Here is a 21715-nt window from a genome sequence, read left to right as displayed (position 1 = left end):
CGCGCCGGACCGGCGGACCCGGTGCGGCGCGCCCGGCGGCTCAGGCCTGCAGCCAGGCCGCCGTGTCCTGGGGCAGCCGGCCCGTGTCGTCCAGCGGACCGCTGCCCAGCAGGAGCCTGGAGTGCGGGGGGAGGTCGACGGGCCCGGGCGCGAGATTGACCACGCACACCGCTCCCCCGCCGCGGGCGAAGGCGAGCACCCCGTCGGGGGCGGGCAGCCAGGTCAGCGGGCCGTCACCGAAGACGGGACGGATGGCGATGGCCTCCCGGTAGAGGGCCAGCATGGAGCCGGGGTCCCGCTGCTGACGGTCGACCGCGTACGAAGGCCAGTCCGCCGGCTGCGGCAGCCACGGCTCCTGCTGCGCGCCGAAGCCCGCGTGCGGCAGGCCGGCGGCCCAGGGCAGCGGCACCCGGCAGCCGTCCCGGCCCGGGTCGGCGCCCTGCGAGCGGAAGTACATCGGATCCTGTATGCGGTCGACCGGGATCTCGGCCTCCGGCAGCCCCAGTTCCTCGCCCTGGTAGAGGTACACCGCGCCGGGCAGCGCCAGCGACAGCAGGGCGGCCGCGCGGGCCCGCCGGGTGCCGAGCACGGGATCGGTCGGGGTGCCGAAGGTCTTGGTGGCGAAGTCGAAACCGGTGTCCTCGCGGCCGTAGCGGGTGACCGTGCGGGTGATGTCGTGGTTGCACAGCACCCAGGTGGCGGGAGCGCCGACGGGGGCGTGCTCGGCGAGGGTGGTGTCGATGGCGGTGCGCAGCCGGCCGGGCTCCCAGGGGCAGGACAGGAAGGAGAAGTTGAAGGCGGTGTGGAGCTCGTCCGGACGCAGGTAGCGGGCGAAGCGCTCGGCGTCCGGGAGCCAGACCTCGCCGACGAAGACGGCGCCGTACTCGTCGGCCACACGCCGCCAGGAGCGGTAGATGTCGTGGAGTTCGTCGCGGTCGACGAACGGGTGCGGCTCGGGCCGCGAGGCGAGGTCGGGCAGCTCGGGGTCCTTGGCGAGCAGTGCGGCGGAGTCGATGCGGACGCCGGCGACGCCCCGCTCGAACCAGAAGCGCAGGATGTCCTCGTGTTCCTGGCGCACCGCGGGGTGGGCCCAGTTGAGGTCCGGCTGCTCGGGGGTGAACAGGTGCAGGTACCAGTCGCCGTCGGGAAGGCGGGTCCACACCGGTTCGGTGGAACCGACGAACTGCGACGGCCAGTCGTTGGGGGGCAGTTCACCGTTGTCGCCGCGGCCGGACCGGAAGTGGAACAGCTCGCGCTCGGGGCTGCCGGGCCCGGCGGCGAGCGCCGCCCGGAACCAGGGGTGCTGGTCGGAGACGTGGTTCGGCACGATGTCGACGATGGTCCGGATGCCCAGCTCGCGTGCCTCGGCGATGAGCTTCTCCGCCTCGGCGAGGGTGCCGAAGGCCGGGTCGACGGCCCGGTAGTCGGCGACGTCGTACCCCCCGTCCTTCATCGGTGACAGGTACCAGGGGTTGAACCACAGGGCGTCCACGCCGAGTTCTGCGAGGTACGGCAGCCGGGAGCGGACGCCCGCGAGGTCGCCGGTGCCGTCGCCGTCGCCGTCCGCGAAGCTGCGGACGTAGACCTGGTAGATGACGGCGGAACGCCACCAGTCGCGGTCCTTCTGGGCAGGGGTGGGCTGTCCCACGGAGCTTGCCTTTCTGTAGACGGGGCGGCGGTGTCAGCCCTTGGTGCTGCCCGCGCTGATCCCGGCGATGATGTGCCGCTGGAAGACGAGGAACAGCGCCACCATCGGGATGCTGGCGATCACCATCGCGGCGATGAGCACGGTGAGCTGGATGTTCTGCGAGAGCTGGACCAGCGTCACGCTGATCGGCTGCTTGTCGGTGTCGGAGAAGACCATCAGCGGCCACAGGAAGTCCTGCCACACCGCGACCAGCGCGAAGATCGACACCACGCCGAGGACGGGCCGGGACATGGGCAGCACGACGGACCACAGGGTGCGCAGCCTGCCGGCGCCGTCGATCTCGGCGGCCTCCATCACCTCGCGCGGCAACTGGTCGAAGAACCGCTTGAGCAGGTAGAGGTTGAAGGCGTTGGCGACGGCCGGCAGCCAGATGCCGAGGGGGTCGTTCAGCAGGCTCGTGTGGATCAGCGGCAGGTCGGCGACGGTCAGGTACTTCGGTACGACCATGGCCTGGGCCGGGACCATGAGGGTGGCGAGGATGCCGCCGAGGATCACCTTGCCGAAGGCGGGGCGCAGCCTGGACAGCGCGTAGGCGGCGGCCGTGCAGAACACGAGCTGGAAAGCCCAGGCACCGGCCGCCTGCACCAGGGTGTTGCCCAGGTGCTGCGGCAGCTGCATCAGGTCCCAGGCGTCGGTGTAGCCGCCCAGGTGCCAGTCGTGCGGGACCAGCGTCGGAGGGGTCCTGGCGACCTCGTCCGGGGACTTCATCGCCCCGGTCACCATCCAGTAGACGGGGAAGAGGAAGGCGAGCGCGAAGAGGACGACGACGGCCGCGAACACCGTCCAGTAGATCGCCCGGCCGCGCGGCCGGGCGAGGGTGGCCGGCGAGATCAGGGTGCGGGTGCTCATGCGGTGTCCCCCTCGGTGCGGGTGAGCCGCAGGTAGAGGGCGGAGAAGGCGCCGAGCAGGACGAGGAGCATCACGCTGAGCGCGCAGGCGCCGCCGAAGTCGTTGTAGAGGAAGGCGTACTTGTAGATGAGGTAGAGCACGGTCACCGTGGCGCTCTCGGGTCCGCCGCCGGTGATGACGAACGGCTCGGTGAACACCTGCATGGTCGCGATGATCTGAAGGAGCATCAGCATCAGGATCACGAACCGGGTCTGCGGGACCGTGACGTGCCGGACGCGCTGGAGCAGGTTCGCCCCGTCCAGTTCGGCGGCCTCGTACAGCTCGCCCGGGATGGACTGCAGGGCGGCGAGGTAGATCAGGACGGTGCCGCCCATGTTCGCCCAGGTGGCCACGATGACCAGGGAGATCAGCGCGGTGTCGGTGCCGTTGGACCAGTTCGACGTCGGCAGGTGCAGAAAGCGCAGGGTCTCGTTGGCGAGGCCGGCCCCGGGGTCGTAGAACCACTTCCACAGCAGGGCGCTGACCACCGGCGGGATCATCACCGGCAGGTAGACCACCACCCGGAAGAAGGCTTTGGCGTGCCGCAGTTCGTTGAGGACGAGGGCGAGGAGGAAGGGGACCGCGAACCCGACGAGCAGGGCGAGCAGGGTGAAGGTGAGCGTGTTGCGCCAGGCCGCGCCGAACTCGGGGTCGTGCAGGACGCGGGTGAAGTTGGCGGTGCCGACCCACTGCGGCTTCGAGCCCGGCGTGTACTTCTGGAAGGCGATGACGACCGCGCGGATCGCCGGGTACCAGGAGAACAGGGCGAAGCAGACGAGGCCGCCGAGGAGGAAGGCGTAGGCGCAGGCCTGGTCGAGGAGGCGGCGCCGCCTCCGGCCCCCTGCCGGGGGCGGCGCCGGGACCGGGTGGACGGCGGCGTCCGCGATCGGACGCCGCTCGGCCGTCTTCGTCATGGTGGTCAGCTCCGGGGAATGCTGTCGATCTTGGCGGACGCCTCCTTGAGGAGCTGGTCGATGTCCGCGTCCTTCTTGGTGAGGACGGCGGAGACGACGCTGTCGAGGACGGAGTAGATCTGCTGGGCGTCGGGCGGCTCGATCTTCATCTGGAGCTGCTGGTTGCCGTCGAGGAACGCCTGGTAGTTCTTCACCGGGACGTTGGCGTTGGCCTTCTTGACCTGCTGGTCCTTGGCGTCGGCGGCACCGGTGAACAGACGCGGCTCGGGCAGGCCGACGGGCGCGTCGTTCTTCTTGGCGCGTGCGTAGTCGCCGAGGAAGCCCTTGCCGGGGGTGAGGAACATGTGGTCGAGCCACTTCAGGCCGGCGCGGATCTGGGCGGGCGTGTCCCTCTTGTTGAACATGTAGCCGTCGCCGCCGATGAGGGTGCCCTTGCCGCCGGGCATGGGGGCGAGGGCGAGGTCCTTGTAGTCGCCGCCCTTCTCCTTGACCAGGATCGGGATGTTGTCGGGCGCGGAGAGGTACATGCCGAGCTTGCCCGAGCCCATCATCTGCTGCACGTCGTTGATGATGAGGAGCTGCTTGCTGCCCATGGAGTCGTCGGTCCACCGCATGTCGTGCAGGTTCTGCAGGACGGCGTGGCCCTCGGGGGTGTCGACACCGGCCTTGCCGTCGGCGCCGACGACGTCACCGCCCTGGGAGTACAGCTCGGCGGTGAAGTGCCAGCCGCCCTGGTTCTGGGCGCTGTAGTCGGCGTAGCCGACGGTGCCGTCGCCGAGCGCGGCGATCTTCTTGGCGTCGGCGCGGACCTCCTCCCAGGTCGCCGGGGGCTTGTCGGGGTCGAGACCGGCCTTCTGGAACAGCTTGCGGTTGTAGATCAGCCCCATGGAGTATCCGGTCCGCGGTATGCCGTATACCTTCCCGTCCACCGTGTAGATGTCGCGCAGCTGCTTCTGGATGGTGTCGTAGCTCTTGAGTTCCTTGAGGTACGGCGTGAGGTCGGCCGCCTGGTTGATGTCGACGACGTGCCGCGCGTCGGTGAAGTACGTGTAGAAGACGTCCTCCATCTGCCCGCCGGCGAGCTTGGCGCCAAAGGTCTTCGGGTCCTGGCAGGGGAACGCGTCGTGGGCGACGACGTCGATGTCCGGGTTCTGCTTCTCGAAGGCGGCGGTGTCGTCGTCGAAGAACCTCCGGTCGACCTTGGCGCTCTTGGGCGGCTCGCAGTTGACCGTGATGCGTGTCTTGCCGCTCGCCGTGTCGCCGTCGCCCGACCCGCAGGCGGACGCGGCGAGGGCGAGCGAGGAACAGACGCCGATCGCGACGAAGGTACGGCGGAACCCGGTGTGTCTCATCGGTGGACCCCTCATGGCACTCAAGGCAGGAGCTGTGGGCGTCGCACACTCAAGCACCGCCGACACCGTGCCGCAAGATGTCGCGCAGAATCTGAAATTATTTAGCAGCCACGCGGATCTTCCCGATGTCACCCGCGGGGGGCTTGCCCGGTGGAACCGCGCACCACCAGCTCGGGCTCGAACAGCAGCTCCTCGGCGGGCACCGCGGTGCCTCCGATCTGCACGTTCAGCAGCTCGACGGCCGCGCGGCCCATGGCCTCGATGGGCTGGCGGACGGTGGTCAGCGGGGGCTCGGTGCAGTTCATGAACGCCGAGTCGTCATAGCCGACGACGGAGATCCGCCCGGGGACGTCGAAGCCCTTGCGGCGGGCCGCGCGCACGGCGCCCAGGGCGAGCGGGTCGCTGGCGCAGATGATGCCGGTGACACCCCGGTCGATGAGCCGGGAGGCCGCCGCGTGGCCGCCCTCGATGGAGAAGATGGCCCGCGCCACGAACTCGTCGGGCAGGTCGGCCGCGACGGCCCGCGCGGCGGCCAGCTTGCGCGCGGAGGGGATGTGGTCGCCGGGGCCGAGGACCAGGCCGATGCGCTCGTGACCGAGGGAGGCGAGGTGCCGCCACGCCTGCTCGACGGCGACGGCGTCGTCGCAGGACACCGCCGGGAAGCCGAGGTGCTCGATGGCCGCGTTGACCAGCACCACCGGGATGTTGCGGTCGGCGAGCAGCCGGTAGTGGTCGTGCGGCGCGTCGGCCTGGGCGTACAGACCGCCGGCGAAGACGACACCGGAGACCTGCTGCTGGAGCAGCAGCTCGACGTAGTCCGCCTCCGAGACCCCGCCCTTGGTCTGGGTGCACAGCACCGGGGTGAGCCCCAGCTGGGCGAGCGCACCCCCGATGACCTCGGCGAACGCCGGGAAGATGGGGTTCTGCAGCTCCGGCAGGACCAGGCCGACGAGCCGGGCGCGCTCACCGCGCAGCTGGGTGGGGCGCTCGTAGCCGAGAACGTCGAGGGCGGTCAGCACCGCCTGCCGGGTGGCGTCGGAGACCCCGGGCTTGCCGTTGAGCACCCGGCTGACCGTGGCCTCGCTGACCCCGACCTTCTTCGCCACTTCCGCAAGTCGTCGCGTCATGCGCGCAAGCGTAGCGCAAGTTACGCAAGTAGTTTGCGTAACGGGTTCATGGAGTGCCCGGGCAGGTGAAAGGGGAGTTTCCGGCCCGGCCCCGTCGGCGACCTGAACGCCGACGGAGCCGGGTCAGTCCTCGGCGGCCGCGACGACCGACAGGTGCGCGCCCGCGCCGCGCGGCCGCCGCGGCCGCCGCGTGACCGCGGCCGGACGGCGGGGGTCGCGCAGGACCATCGTCAGCCGGGTCAGCCCGATCTCGGCCAGCGTCGGGGGTGTCTCGTCGACGATCCGGCACTCGGTCGGACCCCGGCGCGGGTCCGGATGCAGCAGCAGGCGCACGGCGCCGTCGAGCCGCGTCCCGGCCTCGCCGACGGCACGGATCCAGTGCGGCAGCCCCTGCCGGTAGGCGGCGTCCATGATCGGGTCCTGGGCGATGTCCCGGCGCACGGCCTGGAGTTCGTGGTCGTGGCCGTACCGCTCGAGCGCGGTCCTGAAGTGGGCGAGCATCGGCAGGCACCAGCCCGCCTCGTGCTCACCGAGGAGGTCACCGGCGTCCGGGTGGAACAGCACGAAGCGCAGGAAGTTGTCCCCGGGCAGAGCCGTCGGGTGCGGGCGCACCCCGCGGAAGAGGGACTCGAAGGCGCCGTTCGCCATCACCACGTTCCAGCGGTGGTCGACGACCAGGGAGGGGAAGGCGACGGCGTCGAGCAGCGTGGCGCAGTCCTGGAGATACGCCTGGTCCTCGCGGCTCTCGGGGACGGACCGCGGTGCCGGCCACCGCCCTCCTGCCTGATGTGCCATCGGGAGGTCACCCCTCTTGCCTCTGCGCCCTTCACGTGGCGATGCGATCCTGCTGCCCCGACGAGAGCCATGTCAACTATCGTGGCATTTCATGCCGGTTGACGGCTGAAATTCGCCACAGTTGTGGCGGGACCTGGATGTGAGTTCGAAGCACCCGCTACTCTCCGGGAAGTTCACGCAACCGCTTGTGAAGATGCACGGACGCCCCCTGAACCCCTCGAGAGACGTAGGAGTCCTGTCGGTGACGGATGGCTACGAGGATCCGGGCGCCACGGAAACCGCTCAGCTTCCGGCCGTCGTCGCCCGCGTCACCGCGCTCGCCGACCGGCTCGGCGTGCCGCAGTCCGAGGTCTTCGACGTCGGCCGGCTCTCCGTGGCCTGCGGCGTCCCGGAGCCGGTGGTCAACGCCCTGCTGGCCGGCCGCCCCGCGGGCGAGCCGGACGTCCAGGCCCGCTTTCTGCAGCGCCTCGACCTGCTGCGCCGCACCCGGCTGAAACCGGGCGGCCGCAAGTACACCCAGCAGGAGATCGCCGACGGCGCCGGCATGTCCCGGCAGCAGGCCGGCGCGCTCATCAACGGCGACCGGCGGCCGACCATGGAGCACTGCGACGCCCTGCAGCGGTTCTTCCGCGTGCACGCCGGCTTCCTCACCGCCGAGGACCCCGAGGCGCTGGCGGGTGCGCTGCAGCGCACCGAGCAGGACCTGCTGCAGAAGCTCGCCGACCGGGAGCGAGCCGCGGCCGAGTCGGCGCAAGACCCGCTGGAACGGCTGCTCCAGGACCACGGAGTGCGCGGGATCGCCTGGCGGGCGGCCCAACTGCCCACCGACCAGCACCGGGACAAGGTCGCCGAGTGGCTCGACATGCTCCTGGAGAGCGTCAAGCGGCCCGAGTCGTGAGCCGGGGGAGGACCGTGGGCATCGGCAAGGACATGCGCCGGCTGTGCGCCGAACTGGTCGGGGAACTCGCCCTGCCCCCGCAGGCGCCGCCGCACGAGGTCTACCGCGCGCTGTGCGAGGCGATGAGCCGGCGCCGCGGCCGCCCCGTGCACTTCCGTACGGCCGCCTTCCCGCCCGGCACGGCCAGCGGCCTGTGGCTGGACATGACCGACCGCGACCTGGTCGTGGTCGAGGAACGCACCGCCCCCGACCACCAGTTGGTGATCCTCGGCCACGAGCTGTGGCACATGCAGGCCGACCACAGCGGGCACCACGTCGACGGCCTCGGCGCGGGTGCCGGTGCGGGCGCGGGTGCGGGTACCGGCGCCGGTGCGGGCGCGGGTGCGGGTACCGGCGCCGGTGCGGGCGCGGGTGCCGGCGTGGCGACCCGGCTGCTGGTCGACGACCCCGACCAGGCCGCGCTCCAGGCCACGGTCCTCAGGGTCGCCGCCCGCACCCGCTTCGACCAGGCCGAGGAGCGCGAGGCCGAGACCTTCGGGCTGCTCCTCGCCAGCAAGTGCCGCACCCGGCTGACCGGTTCGGGCCTGCGCGGCCCGGTCCGGCGGGACGACGTGGCGGGCCGAATCGAGGCGGCCCTGGGCTACCCGGGTCCCCAGGGCTGAGCGGCCGGCGGGCACCGGCGAACGACGGGGCGCCGACGAGGAACCCGGCTCCGGCGGGGAGCGGGGAGCGAGGCGTCGACGGGGAGCCGGCCGCCGGCCGGAAGCGGGGCGCCGGCAGGAGACCGGGACGGGCAAGCCGCGGCAGATCGGAGCAGGACGGAGCAGGACGGAGCAGGGCGTATTCGCAGCCGCGGTGGGGTTTTCCCTCCGCTGAGCGGGCGATCCGTGGCCAGGCGCAACGGCGTTGTCAGTGGGGGGCGGCAAGCTGGACACGTGCGCCGTACGACTCGGCGCACGGCGCCGCAGGGCGCGTGACCGTGACGCCGAACCGGGGAGAGCCGACCGATGCCCACCGCCGTACTGACCGACCGTGAACGCACCGCCGTCCAGGCCTACCTGCGGCTGCTGCACACCGTACGCGCCGCCTTCGACCGGCCACCGGACGGCGGCGGCCCCGTGGTGGTGCCCCCCGTCGTGCTCGCCGAGGCGGACGGGGCGCTGGAGCGGGCGGGACTGACGGGCAACGAGGAGGAGTTCCTCCGGCTCGTCGGCCACTGGTGCCCGCGGGACTGAGCCCGGGCGCGGGACCGTCCCGCTCAGCGGTGCGGGACGGTCACCGCCGTCAGCACGAGTCCGTCGGCGACGAGCCAGCGGCCGTCGAACCCGCTCAGCCGTACACCGCCCACCCATGGCCCGGGGACCAGGAGCCGGGCCCGGAAGCCGCCTCGGGTGACCGTCCCGGAGTGGCCGCCCGCCCCGGCGTGCGTGACCAGCTCGATGTCCGCCTCCGAGAAGTCCAGCCAGGCGCGCGCCAGCGGGAACCACGCCTTGTACACGGACTCCTTGGCGCTGAACAGCAGCCGGTCCCAGTGGACGCCGGGCCGGGAGGCGCTCAGCGCGCGGTGCCGCCGCTGTTCGGAGGGCAGCGCGATGCTCTCGAAGACCTGGTCGGGCAGCGGCGCGTCGACCTCGGCGTCGATCCCGAGGGAGGCGAGGTCCCCGGCGCGGACCAGGGCCGCGGCCCGGTAGCCCTCGCAGTGGGTCATGCTGCCGCTCAGGCCCTGGGGCCAGACCGGGGCGCCGCGTTCGCCGGTCGGCACGGCCTGGGCCGGCACGCCGAGTTTCTCCATGGCGAGCCGGGCGCAGACCCGCACGGCCGTGAACTCCCGGCGGCGCTTGTCCACCGCGCGGGCCACGATCCGCTCCTCCTCGGGGTACAGCGTGGCGTTCTCCGACTTCTCGTCACCGAACGCCTCCACGGCCACCACCGACTCCGGGAGCAGCTCCTCGATCACCGGGTCCGACCTCCATCGGCAGGATGCGGCGCGGCTGCCCCGGGGGTACGGAGCGCTTGCGCCATTCGCGGGGATATCCCACGGACACTTCTTCGAAGCGGACACCCTCGTGCCAGGTGGTCCGCGGGATGTGCAGGTGGCCGTAGACCATCGTCTCGACGCGGAACCGGCGGTGCCAGTCGGCGGTGAGGGCCGTACCGCACCACATGGCGAACTCCGGGTGCCAGAGCACGTCCGTCGGGTGCCGGTCGAGCGGGTAGTGGTTGGCCAGGACCACGGGCAGGCCGTCGGGCAGCGCGGCGAGCCTGCGCTCGGTCCGGGCGACGCGGTCCCGGCACCACTCCTCGCGCGTGCGGTACGGGTCGGGGTGGAGCAGGTACTCGTCGTTGCAGACGATGCCCGTGCCCTCCGCGTAGGCCAGGCCCTCCTCCTTGGTGGCGCAGCCGGGCGGCAGGAACGAGTAGTCGTACAGCAGGAACAGCGGGGCGACGGCGACCGGACCGCCGGGTCCCTCCCACACCGGGTACGGGTCCTCCGGCGAGGTGACCCCGAGTTCCTGGCACAGGGCGACGAGGTGCTGGTAGCGGGCGACGCCGCGCAGGGTGACCGGGTCCGTCGGGTGGGTCCACAGCTCGTGGTTGCCGGGCGCCCACAGGACCTTGCGGAAGCGGCCCGCGAGGGTGGCCAGGGCCCACCGGACGTCCTCGACGGTCTCCGCCACGTCCCCGGCGACGATCAGCCAGTCGTCGTCCGTGCGCGGGCGCATCTCCTCGACGAGCGCGCGGTTCTCCGGATAGGAGACGTGCAGGTCGCTGATGGCCAGCAGCTGTCCGGCCCCGGCCGTCGACTCCACCCCGTACCCCTTCATCCGATGATCCGTCAGCACCACGACAACACATTCACCGGCCCGGGACAAGGGCGACCGGGCCGGATGTGGCGGACGGACGAGACGGACGGGGTGGACGGACGGGGTGGACGGACGAGGCGGACGGAGTGGACGGTCGGGCCGGACGGAGTGGACGGCCGGCCCGGACAGGAGGGACGGCCGGGTCGAGGGGGCCGGGCGGGGCCTGTGGGGCGTGGGTGAATCCGTAACACTCACGTTGCACGCGCAGGCGTTTGAAAGCCGTATGATCGCCCCAACATCGGCGCCCTCCCTCCCTTTTCCCAGGGCCGTTCGGTGTCCCTTCCTCCCTCCTGCCCGGGCACGGGCCGCTCCGCCCTGCCCGAAAACCCCCGAAAGGCGGCCTGCATGCCTTCTCGCGTACGCGTCTGGCTCAACCGCACGTACGCGGAGAACGTGTTCTTCATGGATCAGCTGCGGAGAAATCCCAGCGACCGGGCGGTGGAGATCCACGCGACCCACGGTGACGCCGACTCCCCCGTGCTCGCCGCCGCCGACACCGCCGACCTGGAGCCGGAGGGCCTCTCCCCGGCCGGCTACGTCGAGTACGCCCTGGACCAGTGCGCGCGGCGCGGCATCGACGTGTTCGTGCCCCGGCTGCACCAGGCGGCGGTGGTGGCGCACCGGAGCGACTTCGAGGCCGCGGGCACGGCGCTGCTGGCGCCGACGCGCGAGGCGATCGCGGTGTTCGAGGACAAGGCGACGGCGTACGAGGCGGTCCGCTCGGTCGGGGTGCCGGTGCCGCCCTGGTGGCGCGTGCGCACGGCAGCCGAACTGGTGGCCGCTGTTGAGGAGTTGGAGTCGGCGGGAGAGGTGGCGTGCTTCAAGCCGGCGTCCGGCGCGGGCGGCGTCGGCTTCCGGGTGATCACGCGTGAGCCCTTCTCGCTGGCCCACTTGGGCGGCTTCCCCGGTCCACACGTCCAACTGGAGCTGGTGGTCGAGGCGCTGGAGCGGGCGGCGGAGCCCGTGAACTGGCTGGTGATGCCCCGGCTGGGCCAGCCCGAGGTGTCGGTCGACTGCCTGACCGGCCCCGACAACCGCGTCCGGCTCGCCCTGGGCCGCACGAAGAACGGCCGCCGCCGGGGCTTCACCCTGCACAAGAAGTGGCTGGAGCCGGCCCGGCTGGTGGCCGAGGGCTTCGGGCTGCACTATCTGTCCAACGTCCAGTTCCGGATGCACGGCGACCGCCCGGTGCTGCTCGACGTCAACACCAGGCCCGCGGGCGGCCTGCACCAGCTCTCCCTCTGCGGGATCAACGCCCCGTGGGCGGCAGTGCAGTTGGCACTCGGTGAGGACCCCGGCGCGATCGAGCCGCCGTTCCTGGGGCAGGACTACACCGTGGTGTCCGGGCCGCGGCCGCTTCGCGCGGTCTCGCTGCCCCAGCAGCGGACGGCTCAGCCCGAGATCCTGCTGCCGACGACCCCCGCCCCCCTCCCCATCGTTCAGCAGACCTCGGCGGAGGCGCTGCCGCTGTAGGCGAACGACCGGCCGGACGCGGATCCCGGCCACCCGCTCTTCACCCCCACCGGTATGGACCAATCCTGTCCTGCTCCTTGACAGCCGGATTGGTCCAAACCAACTTGGTTGGCGCACCCCCCACTCCCCTGCACTCCCGAACACCCCCATCCCCACAGGGAGATCGCGTGCGCAACCCACTCAGACGCACCAGACGTCGGCTGCTCGCCGTCCTCGGCACCGTCGCTCTCGCCTTCGGCGGAGCCCTCGCCCTTCCCGGCACCGCTCAAGCGGCCAACATCCTCACCAACCCCGGCTTCGAGTCCGGCGGCCTGTCGCCCTGGACCTGTTCCGGCAACCTCGGCTCGGTCGTCTCCTCCCCCGTGCACGGCGGCTCCAAGGCCCTGCAGGGCGCCGTCAGCTCCAGCGACAACGCGCAGTGCAGCCAGACGGTCGCCGTCCAGCCGAACACCACGTACACGCTGCAGGGCTGGGTCCGCGGCTCGTACGTCTACCTCGGCGTCAACGGCGGCGCCTCCACCTGGACGACGTCCCCGTCGGCGTACAGCCAGCTCAGCGTCTCCTTCACCACCGGCGCCTCGCAGACCAGCGCCACCGTCTACGTGCACGGCTGGTACGCGCAGGGCACCTACTACGCCGACGACATCAGCCTGGACGGCCCGGGCGGCGGCGGAGGCGGCGGGGACACCCAGGCGCCGACCGCGCCCGGCGGGCTCACCTCGACCGGGAAGACGTCGTCGAGCGTGTCCCTGCAGTGGAACGCCTCCTCGGACAACGTCGGCGTGACGGCGTACGACGTCTACAGCGGATCGAACCAGGTCCTCACCGTCTCCGGTACGTCCGCCACGGTCGGCGGGCTGTCGCCGAGCACCTCGTACACCTTCAGCGTGAAGGCGCGGGACGCGGCCGGGAACACCTCGCCGGCCTCCGGCTCCGTGACCGTCACGACCAACGCGGGCAGCGGCGGCGGGACCTCCTTCAAGCAGGCGGCGCCCTACCTGTACGAGGGCTGGGGCGACCCGCCGAGCCCGTCCACGGTGATGAGCGCGACCGGCGTCAAGTGGTTCACGATGGCGTTCGTGCTCGACTCGGGCGGCTGCAACCCCGCCTGGGACGGCAGCCGGGCGCTGACGGGCGGGGTGGACCAGACCGCCGTCAACCAGATCCGGTCCGCCGGCGGTGACGTCGTCCCGTCGTTCGGCGGCTGGCAGGGCAGCAAGCTGGGCGCCAACTGCTCCTCCGCGAGCGCGCTGGCCGGGGCGCTGCAGAAGGTGATCAACGCCTACTCGCTCAAGGCCATCGACATGGACATCGAGAACACGGACGAGTTCGAGAACGAGGCCGTGCAGGCGAGGATCCTGACCGCGCTGAAGACGGTGAAGACCGACAACCCGGGGCTGAAGACCATCGTCACCTTCGGCACCTCGACCACCGGCCCGACCTACTACGGCAACCGGCTCATCGAGCAGGCGAAGTCGCTCGGCGCCGACATCGACGCCTTCACGATCATGCCGTTCGACTTCGGCGGCGGCTCGGACATGTACGGCAACACGGTGAACGCGGCCGAGGGCCTGAAGGCCAAGCTGAAGTCGACGTTCGGCTGGGACGACGCGACCGCCTACTCCCACATCGGCATCTCCGGCATGAACGGCCTGTCCGACCAGCAGGAGACGACCACCCCGGCGATCTGGACCCAGATCCGCGACTGGTCCAACGCGCACCACATCGCCCGGCTCGCCTTCTGGTCGGTCAACCGCGACCGGCCCTGCGCGGGCGGCGGAGTCGTCTCGAACTGCTCCGGCATCGGCCAGAACAACTGGCAGTTCACGTCCATCACCGCCGGGTTCACCGGCTGACCACGGCACGGACACAGTCACACGGATGACGAGAATCCCCCCGGCCGACGGGCCGGGGGGATTTTTTTCCGCCCGGGGTGTATCAGGGCCCGGCCTGGCCGCTCTACATGTCAGGAACGGGGGAAGCACGGGGGACGGGGAACACGGGGGAAGCACGGGGGACCACCCGGGGGCACGGGGGGAAGCGCCACCGGGTGAACGGGGGATCGGGTCGGCCGGCCGCAGTCACGGGGAGCGGCCGGCCGCCTCGAAGAACGGCCCTCGCCGCCGCCCTCGCCGCAGCGCCAAGAGCCGCCTTCCCGCCGCTACTTCAGGTACGCCAGGCCGGGATGGACGGCCGTGTACCCGTCGACCAGACGCCGCGCCACCTCGACCGAGTCCACCAACGGGTGCAGGGCGAACGCCTTGACGGCCGTCGTACGCGAACCGGACTCGGCGGCCGCGAGCACCTCGCGCTCGACTGCCTTGACCGAACAGACCAGACCGGTGGCGTGCCCGGGCAGCGGTGCGACCGCGACCGGGTGGGCGCCGTTGGCGTCGACCAGGCAGGGCACCTCGATGACGGCGTCCGGGTCGAGGACCGACAGGGTGCCCTGGTTGCGCACGTTCAGGATGAGGGTCGTGCGCTCGTCGCGGGCGATGGCCCGCATGAGGGCGAGGGCCACCTTCTCGTAGCCGCCGGAGAGGTCGTCGGCCTCACGCTCGCCGGCACCGGCCGTCTCCCGGTTCTCCGCCATGTAGGTCGCCTCGCGCTCGTCGCGGGTGCGGTGCCACGCGCCGAGGGCGGACACGTCCGCGCGCCCGGCCTCCTCGTAGAACCGCGCCTGCTGGTCACGCAGGAAGGCGCCGCGGGTCTTCTCGGCCTCCCGGTAGGCCCGTACGGTCTCCCGGTTGAAGTAGTAGTAGTGCAGGTACTCGTTGGGAACGGCGCCCAGGGACCGCAGCCAGTCGGCGCCGAAGAGCCTGCCCTCCTCGAAGGAGCCCAGCAGACCGGGATCCGCGAACAGGCGCGGCAGTTCGTCCCGGCCCGCGACCCTCAGACCGCGCACCCAGCCGAGGTGGTTGAGGCCGACGTAGTCGATCCACGCCTCCTTCGGGTCCGCGCCGAGGACCCGGGCGATACGGCGGCCGAGGCCGACCGGCGAGTCGCAGATGCCGATGACGCGGTCGCCGAGGTGGCCGGACATGGCCTCGGTCACCAGCCCGGCCGGGTTGGTGAAGTTGATGACCCAGGCGTCGGGTGCCAGCCGGGCCACCCGCCGGGCGATGTCGACGGCGACCGGGACCGTCCGCAGTCCGTAGGCGACACCGCCCGCGCCGACCGTCTCCTGGCCGAGGACGCCCTCCGCCAAGGCCACCCGTTCGTCGTCCGCCCGGCCCTCCAGACCGCCGACACGGATCGCCGAGAAGACGAAGTCGGCGCCGCGCAGTGCCTCGTCGAGGTCGGTCGTGGTGGTCACCCGCGGAGCGTCGCCGACGGCCGACGCCTGCTCGGCCAGGACACGGGCGACCGTATGCAGTCGACCGGCGTCCAGATCGTGCAGCACGACCTCCGTGACCCGCCCCTCACCACGGTCCGCCAGCAGCGCCCCGTACACGAGCGGAACCCGGAACCCGCCACCGCCGAGAATCGTCAGCCTCACACCCGCACCTCTCCCGCACGCGAACCCACGCACCGCCGTCTGCCCAGGCCGGCCCGTCAGGCACCCTACTCGCCGCGCCGGACCGGACCCGTGTTCCTTCCCGTGACCTGCGCGCCCCGGCAACCGCAGGGGGCCACCGGCCGTCCTCCTGATCACCATGCTCCGTACCAGTCCGGCCGGACCTCCGGCCTCCCCGGTGGGCCAGCTGCTCGACTTCACCTGGACCCAGACCCGCGCCTGCGCCTTCGCCATCGCGCTGCTGTCGGGGGTGGCGGCGTCGACGCTGCTGCCGCCGCTGCCCGTGGCCCGCTACGACCTGCTCGTCGCCTACGGTGTGCTGCTGACCCTGCTGTTCTGGCGGCGCGGCTGGGAGAGCGGCCGGGACGTCGCCGTCATCGCCGCCTGCCATGTCATCGGCCTCGCCTTCGAACTGGTGAAGGTGGCACAGGGCTCGTGGAGCTATCCGGAGCCGGCGGTGCTGAAGTTCGCGGGCGTGCCCCTGTACGGCGGTTTCCTCTACGCGGCCGTCGGCAGCTACGTCTGCCGGGCCTGGCACCTGTTCGACCTGGAAGTGGTCGGCTACCGGCCGCGCGCGACCGCGGTGGTCGCCGCCGGCATCTACGTCAACTTCTTCAGCCACCACTGGCTGCCCGACGCCCGCTGGCCCCTCGCGGCCCTCCTCGTGGCCGTCACCACGGGCACCTCCGTGCGGTACACGGTGCGCGGGGTACGGCGGCGCATGCCGCTCGCGCTGTCGTTCACCCTGATCGGCTTCTTCCTGTGGCTGGCGGAGAACCTCGCCACCGGAGTGGGCGCCTGGCGCTACCCGTACCAGCTCCACGGCTGGCAGCCCGTCGACATGTCCAAGTTCGGCGCCTGGTCGCTGCTCATCAGCGTCACCTTCGTCCTCGCCGCCCTCGGCAGAACGCGCCCCGCCACCGCCCCCGGGCCGCAGGGCCGCACCTGACCGAACGACGGTCCTGACGCGCACGAATCCCCGGCCCACCACTACCGGTCTCCCGTATGCGATCACCCGCATACGGTCGCCCGTACAAGGTAGCCCGCATACTGCCGTCCTCACACGGTCGCCCTCACACGGTCGCCCTCACACGGTCGACACCATCCGATCGCCCCAGCTCTCCCCTCACGGCCCCGCCACCCGGCCCCTCACCCCTGGCCTGGTCTGGTCTGGACCGGTACCGCCCGCTTCGAGGCGTGAACTCCCGTGCCCCACAAGGACTTTCCTTGCTTCAAGTCTTGACGGCCGCAGGGCCGGGGAGCACATTGGCGGCAACCTGAGAGCGCTCTCACCCCTTCATGGGAGCGCTCCCCTCCCGCACTCCCCGTACCCGAGAGGTCCTTCCCCCATGAGTGAATCCTCCGGCATACCCAGACCCCGGACGTTCCGGCGCGCGCTCGTCGCCGTCGTCGCCACGTTCGGTCTGGCCGCTGCGGCCGCGACGGCCGCCACCCTCCCCGCCAGCGCTTCCGCCCCCACACCCCCTTCCGGCTGGACGCAGGTCTTCCTCGACGACTTCAACGGCTCGGCCGGTTCGGGTGTCAACACGTCGAACTGGCAGTACGACACGGGCACTTCGTACCCGGGCGGTGCCGCCAACTGGGGTACGGGCGAAGTCGAGTCGATGACCTCGAGCACCGACAACGTCGCGCTGGACGGCAACGGCAACCTGCTCATCACCCCGCGCCGCGACGCGTCCGGGCACTGGACCTCGGGCCGTATCGAGACCACCCGGACCGACTTCCAGCCACCGGCCGGCGGCAAGCTGCGCGTGGAGTCCCGGATCCAGATGCCGAACGTGACCGGGGCCGCCGCCAAGGGCTACTGGCCGGCCTTCTGGACGCTGGGCGCCCCCTTCCGCGGCAACTACCAGAACTGGCCGAGCGTCGGCGAGCTGGACATCATGGAGAACGTGCAGGGCCTGAACACCGACTGGGCCACGATGCACTGCGGCAGCAACCCGGGCGGCCCCTGCAACGAGACGTCCGGCATCGGCAACTCCACGGCGTGTACCGGCACGACCTGCCAGGCCGGTTTCCACACGTACGCCATGGAGTGGGACCGCTCGACCAGCCCCGAGGAGATCCGCTTCTACCTCGACGGCGTCAACTTCCACACCGTGAAGGCCAACCAGGTCGACGCGACGACGTGGGCGAACGCCACCAACCACGGGTACTTCGTCATCCTGAACGTGGCGATGGGCGGCGGCTTCCCGGGGGCCTTCGGCGGCGGCCCGGACAGCGGCACCGAGCCGAACCACCCGATGGTCGTGGACTACGTGCAGGTGCTCCAGTCGTCCGGCGGAGGCGGTGGCACCACTCCCCCGCCCTCCGGCAGCCGGGACGCCTACTCCCCCATCCAGGCCGAGTCCTACGACAGCCAGTCCGGCGTGAGCACGGAGACCACCACGGACACCGGCGGCGGCCAGGACATCGGCTACCTCGCCAACGGTGACTGGGCGCTCTACAAGGGCGTCAAGTTCGGCTCCTCGGCGGCCACCCAGTTCAACGCGCGGGTGGCGAGCGGGGCCGCGTCCGGGGTGAGCGGTCTGGTCGAGGTACGCCTGGACAGCCGCTCCAACGCCCCCATCGGCAGCTTCGCGCTGTCCAACACCGGGGGCTGGCAGTCGTGGCGCACGGTCCCGGCGAACATCGGCGCGGTGACCGGCACGCACGACGTGTATCTGACGTTCACCAGCGGCCAGCCGGCCGACTTCGTGAACGTGAACTGGTTCGACTTCGGTCACTGACCAGCCGGACTCCCGCCCCGGTGCACGCCGCCCCTGCGGCGCGCACCGGGGCGGCCGCGTTCCCGGGCACGCACGTTCCGGGGCACGCAAGTTGCGGGACGGCGGCGGACCCGCAACCGGCTCACTCCGCTCGGGCCCGCGACCGGCTCACTCCGCTCGGGCCGGCACCCGGCCGACGCAGCTCGCACCCGGCCGACGCCGCTCGCCCCGCCCCGACCACCGCCACCCCACCCGCACCCCACCCCCACTGCCACCCCCCCAACTGCCACCGCCGCCGCGCCCGGAACGCCGCCGCTATCGCAGCTCCGCCCGGAACGTCACGGGCGTGACCCCGGTGTGCAGGTGGAAGAACTTGGAGAAGTTCGCCGCGTCGGGGAAGCCGACGGCGGCGCCGACGCGGCCGATCGGGAGGTCCGTGTGGGCGAGGAGGCGCTTGGCCTCCAGGATCACCCGCTTGTCGATGAAGCCCTTCGGCGTCTCCCCGGTGGCGGCGCGGACGGCGCGGACGAGGGTGCGGCGGGAGTAACCGAGCGCGTCGGCGTAGGCGCTGACGCTGTGGTTGGTGGCGAAGTCCTGCTCGACCGCGTCCCGGAAGAGGGTGAAGGTGGTGTCCGCCCGCTGCCGTGACGCCTGCGCGGAGCTGGCCGCGAGATGGGCGAGGCGCAGCAGGAACGCCGTCAGGGTGTGCCGGAGCACCGCGGTGTGCAGGGAGGCCGGGAGCGTGGCGGTGTCCTCGTACTCGCGGCCGAGCTGGTCGAGGGCGGCCCGGAGCGCGGCGAGTTGCCCGGGGCCCGGGTGCAGCAGGGGCGGCTGGTCGTAGCGGTAGAGGCCGGTGGCCTCGACGGTGGAGCGGGGCAGGAAGCCGGGTTGCATGGTCAGCACGGTTCCGCGGTACTCGCTGGTCCTGGAGAACCGGTGGACCTGTCCGGGGCGGATCCAGAGCAGGTCGCCGGCGGCGGCCTCGTACTCGGCGAAGTCGATCATGTGCCGTACGGGGCCGCCGGTGAAGAGCATGACGACGTGGAAGTCGATGCGGTGGACACGGTGCAGCGGGGCGTCGGCGTGCCAGGTGTGGTCGTCTCCCATGGGGCCGACCTGCATGCCGACGCCGCCGACGGCCAGTTCGACCGGGAAGGGGAAGGTTCTGATCGCGTCGCCGCCGGTGGGGTCGCCGCCTTGGGGTGGTGTGTCCGCCATGTTCGCTTTCGTGCCGCTCCTGTCAGGCGATCACTGTCCCAGATTCACCACAGGGTGACACACCCCGCCCTTCCTTCTTAAAAGTCAGACTTTTACTTTTGAACGCGTCCGGCCAGCAATCCCGCATTGAACGAGGACTTCTTGAAGATGAGCACGCAGACATCCGACGGCTTCGAGTGGACCGATCTCGACCGGCGTGCCGTGGACACCGCCAGGCTTCTCGCGGCAGATGCCGTGCAGAAGGTCGGCAACGGCCACCCGGGCACCGCGATGAGCCTGGCGCCTGCCGCGTACACGATCTTTCAGAAGGTGATGCGGCATGACCCGGCCGACCCGGAGTGGACCGGCCGTGACCGCTTCGTGCTGTCCCCCGGCCACACCTCCCTGACGCTCTACACCCAGCTCTTCCTCTCCGGGTACGAACTGAGCCTCGACGACCTGAAGGCGTTCCGCACGCACGGCTCGAAGACGCCCGGTCATCCGGAGTACGGGCACACCGCCGGTGTGGAGACCACCACCGGCCCGCTGGGCCAGGGCGTGGCGAACGCGGTGGGCATGGCCATGGCCGCCCGCTACGAGCGCGGTCTGTTCGACCCGGACGCGCCTGAGGGCGAGTCCCCCTTCGACCACACCGTCTGGGCGATCGTCTCCGACGGCGACCTGGAGGAGGGCGTCTCCGCCGAGGCCTCCTCCCTCGCCGGCCACCAGAGGCTCGGCAACCTGGTCTTCCTCTACGACGACAACCACATCTCCATCGAGGGCGACACCGCGACCGCCTTCTCCGAGGACGTACTGAAGCGCTACGAGGCCTACGGCTGGCACACCCTGCGCGTCGAGCCCACCGCCGACGGCGACATCGACGTGCCCTCGCTCCACGCGGCGCTGGGCGAGGCACGGGACGAGACCGGACGGCCGTCGATCATCGCACTGCGCACGGTCATCGCCTGGCCCGCCCCGAACGCGCGGAACACCGAGGCCTCCCACGGCTCGGCGCTCGGCGAGGACGAGATCGCGGCCACGAAGCGGCTCCTCGGCTTCGACCCTGAGCAGACCTTCGAGGTCTCCGAAGAGGTGCTGCGGCACACCCGCCGGGCCCTGGACCGGGGCGCCGAGGCGCACGCGGCCTGGGACAAGCGCATCGCCGAGTGGCGTGCCGACCAGCCCGAGCGCGCCGCGCTCTTCGACCGGATCAGCAAGGGCGAGCTGCCCGAGGGCTGGCAGGACGCCCTGCCGGTGTTCGAGGAGGGCCGGTCGGTGGCCACCCGCGCCGCCTCCGGCAAGGTGCTGCAGGCCCTCGGCCCGGTGATCCCCGAGCTGTGGGGCGGCTCCGCCGACCTCGCCGGCTCCAACAACACCACCATCGACAAGGGCAGCTCCTTCCTGCCGGCGGGCAACCCGCTGCCCGAGGCAGACCCGTACGGCCGTACGGTCCACTTCGGCATCCGCGAGTTCTCCATGGCCGCGGAGATGAACGGCATCGCCCTGCACGGCAACACCCGGATCTACGGCGGCACCTTCCTGGTGTTCTCCGACTACATGCGCAACGCCGTACGGATGTCGGCGCTGATGCAGCTGCCGGTGACGTACGTGTGGACGCACGACTCCATCGGTCTCGGCGAGGACGGCCCCACCCACCAGCCGGTCGAGCACCTCGCCTCGCTGCGCGCGATTCCGGGCCTGAACGTCGTCCGCCCGGCGGACGCCAACGAGACCGCGATCGCCTGGGCCGAGATCCTGAAGAGGCACGCCACCGACCCGGCCCCGCACGGACTCGCGCTGTCCCGCCAGGGCGTGCCGACGTACGCGCCCCACGAGGACGCGGCCAAGGGCGGCTATGTCCTGCGCGAGTCGTCGACCGAGACCCCGGAGGTGATCGTCATCGCGACCGGTTCCGAGGTGCAGCTCGCCGTCGCCGCGCGGGAGCTGCTGGAGGCCGAGGGGATCGGCACGCGGGTGGTGTCCATGCCGTCCGTGGAGTGGTTCGAGGAGCAGCCGCGGGCCTACCGCGACGGCGTCCTGCCGCCGGCCGTGCGGGCGCGGGTCGCCGTCGAGGCCGGGATCGGCCTGACCTGGCACCGGTTCGTCGGGGACGCAGGCCGGATCGTCTCCCTCGAACACTTCGGTGCCTCCGCCGATGCGACCACACTGTTCGCCGAGTTCGGCTTCACCCCCGAGAACGTCGCCGCCGCTGCCCGCGCCTCGCTGGCCGCCGCGCACGCCTGATACCGACGC

18 protein-coding genes are annotated in these 21715 nt (G+C 71.6%); 8 read left to right on the top strand and 10 right to left on the bottom strand.

The window, feature by feature from the left end; translation table 11 throughout:
- Window positions 1-40 precede the first annotated feature (40 nt).
- From B446_RS30610 to B446_RS30585, 6 genes are all read right to left on the bottom strand, one after another.
- The gene (locus B446_RS30610) at window positions 41-1648 is read right to left on the bottom strand and encodes a glycoside hydrolase family 13 protein (protein ID WP_020943318.1); all 1608 of its coding nucleotides are present in this window, start codon (window positions 1646-1648) and stop codon (window positions 41-43) included.
- 33 nt (window positions 1649-1681) lie between these two features.
- Window positions 1682-2557 carry a carbohydrate ABC transporter permease gene (locus tag B446_RS30605; protein ID WP_020943317.1) on the bottom strand — a complete coding sequence of 292 codons (876 nt, stop codon included), beginning with the start codon at window positions 2555-2557 and terminating at the stop codon, window positions 1682-1684.
- Window positions 2554-3510 (bottom strand): carbohydrate ABC transporter permease, encoded by a 957-nt coding sequence (locus B446_RS30600; protein WP_020943316.1) that lies wholly within the window; start codon window positions 3508-3510, stop codon window positions 2554-2556. Before B446_RS30600 ends, B446_RS30605 begins: the two co-directional genes overlap by 4 nt.
- Before the next feature lie 5 nt (window positions 3511-3515).
- A complete protein-coding gene (locus tag B446_RS30595) occupies window positions 3516-4862 on the bottom strand; it encodes an ABC transporter substrate-binding protein (protein ID WP_020943315.1) in 1347 nt (448 codons plus the stop codon).
- 128 nt (window positions 4863-4990) lie between these two features.
- Complete coding sequence (locus B446_RS30590; RefSeq protein ID WP_020943314.1) at window positions 4991-5989, bottom strand: LacI family DNA-binding transcriptional regulator; 999 nt, start codon at window positions 5987-5989, stop codon at window positions 4991-4993.
- A gap of 123 nt (window positions 5990-6112) precedes the next feature.
- Window positions 6113-6784, bottom strand: a complete 672-nt coding sequence (locus B446_RS30585; RefSeq protein WP_020943313.1) for a hypothetical protein — start codon at window positions 6782-6784, stop codon at window positions 6113-6115.
- A gap of 241 nt (window positions 6785-7025) precedes the next feature.
- Between B446_RS30585 and B446_RS30580 the strand changes: the two genes are divergently transcribed.
- The 3 genes from B446_RS30580 (at window position 7026) to B446_RS30570 (ending at window position 8917) form a co-directional block, all read left to right on the top strand.
- Window positions 7026-7682 (top strand): helix-turn-helix domain-containing protein, encoded by a 657-nt coding sequence (locus B446_RS30580; RefSeq protein WP_020943312.1) that lies wholly within the window; start codon window positions 7026-7028, stop codon window positions 7680-7682.
- 32 nt (window positions 7683-7714) lie between these two features.
- Entirely contained in the window at window positions 7715-8344 is a 630-nt protein-coding gene (locus tag B446_RS30575; protein ID WP_043479424.1) for a hypothetical protein, read from the top strand.
- 345 nt (window positions 8345-8689) lie between these two features.
- The gene (locus tag B446_RS30570) at window positions 8690-8917 is read left to right on the top strand and encodes a hypothetical protein (RefSeq protein ID WP_020943310.1); all 228 of its coding nucleotides are present in this window, start codon (window positions 8690-8692) and stop codon (window positions 8915-8917) included.
- 23 nt (window positions 8918-8940) lie between these two features.
- Here the strand turns inward: B446_RS30570 and B446_RS30565 are convergent, their stop codons facing one another.
- A complete protein-coding gene (locus tag B446_RS30565; protein WP_020943309.1) occupies window positions 8941-9639 on the bottom strand; it encodes a 4'-phosphopantetheinyl transferase family protein in 699 nt (232 codons plus the stop codon).
- Window positions 9587-10492 (bottom strand): metallophosphoesterase family protein, encoded by a 906-nt coding sequence (locus B446_RS30560; RefSeq protein WP_020943308.1) that lies wholly within the window; start codon window positions 10490-10492, stop codon window positions 9587-9589. The genes B446_RS30565 and B446_RS30560 overlap by 53 nt, the downstream gene beginning before the upstream one ends.
- Window positions 10493-10891: 399 nt before the next feature.
- Between B446_RS30560 and B446_RS30555 the strand changes: the two genes are divergently transcribed.
- On the top strand, window positions 10892-12019 hold the full coding sequence (locus B446_RS30555) for an ATP-grasp domain-containing protein (RefSeq protein ID WP_020943307.1): 1128 nt from the start codon (window positions 10892-10894) through the stop codon (window positions 12017-12019).
- Window positions 12020-12186: 167 nt separating this feature from the next.
- Window positions 12187-13875, top strand: a complete 1689-nt coding sequence (locus B446_RS30550) for a carbohydrate binding domain-containing protein (RefSeq protein WP_020943306.1) — start codon at window positions 12187-12189, stop codon at window positions 13873-13875.
- 305 nt (window positions 13876-14180) lie between these two features.
- Here B446_RS30550 and B446_RS30545 read toward each other — a convergent pair whose 3' ends face one another.
- Complete coding sequence (locus B446_RS30545; protein WP_020943305.1) at window positions 14181-15518, bottom strand: 6-phospho-beta-glucosidase; 1338 nt, start codon at window positions 15516-15518, stop codon at window positions 14181-14183.
- A gap of 157 nt (window positions 15519-15675) precedes the next feature.
- On the opposite strand from B446_RS30545, the gene B446_RS30540 reads away from it, so the two are divergent.
- Window positions 15676-16485, top strand: coding sequence for a DUF817 domain-containing protein (locus tag B446_RS30540; RefSeq protein ID WP_078614843.1), 810 nt, complete (start codon window positions 15676-15678; stop codon window positions 16483-16485).
- A gap of 400 nt (window positions 16486-16885) precedes the next feature.
- Window positions 16886-18286, top strand: a complete 1401-nt coding sequence (locus tag B446_RS30535) for a glycoside hydrolase family 16 protein (RefSeq protein WP_020943303.1) — start codon at window positions 16886-16888, stop codon at window positions 18284-18286.
- A 294-nt stretch (window positions 18287-18580) separates the two neighbouring features.
- On the opposite strand, the gene B446_RS30530 is transcribed toward B446_RS30535, so the two are convergent.
- A complete protein-coding gene (locus B446_RS30530; protein WP_020943302.1) occupies window positions 18581-19483 on the bottom strand; it encodes a helix-turn-helix domain-containing protein in 903 nt (300 codons plus the stop codon).
- A gap of 147 nt (window positions 19484-19630) precedes the next feature.
- On the opposite strand from B446_RS30530, the gene tkt reads away from it, so the two are divergent.
- A complete protein-coding gene (gene tkt, locus B446_RS30525) occupies window positions 19631-21706 on the top strand; it encodes a transketolase (RefSeq protein ID WP_020943301.1) in 2076 nt (691 codons plus the stop codon).
- Window positions 21707-21715: the final 9 nt, after the last annotated feature.

Origin of the sequence: Streptomyces collinus Tu 365 (genome assembly GCF_000444875.1) — a bacterium.
Taxonomy (GTDB): Bacteria; Actinomycetota; Actinomycetes; order Streptomycetales; family Streptomycetaceae; genus Streptomyces; species Streptomyces collinus_A.
Note: the sequence above shows the minus strand (reverse complement) of the source record. Positions and strands in the feature narration are given on the sequence as shown.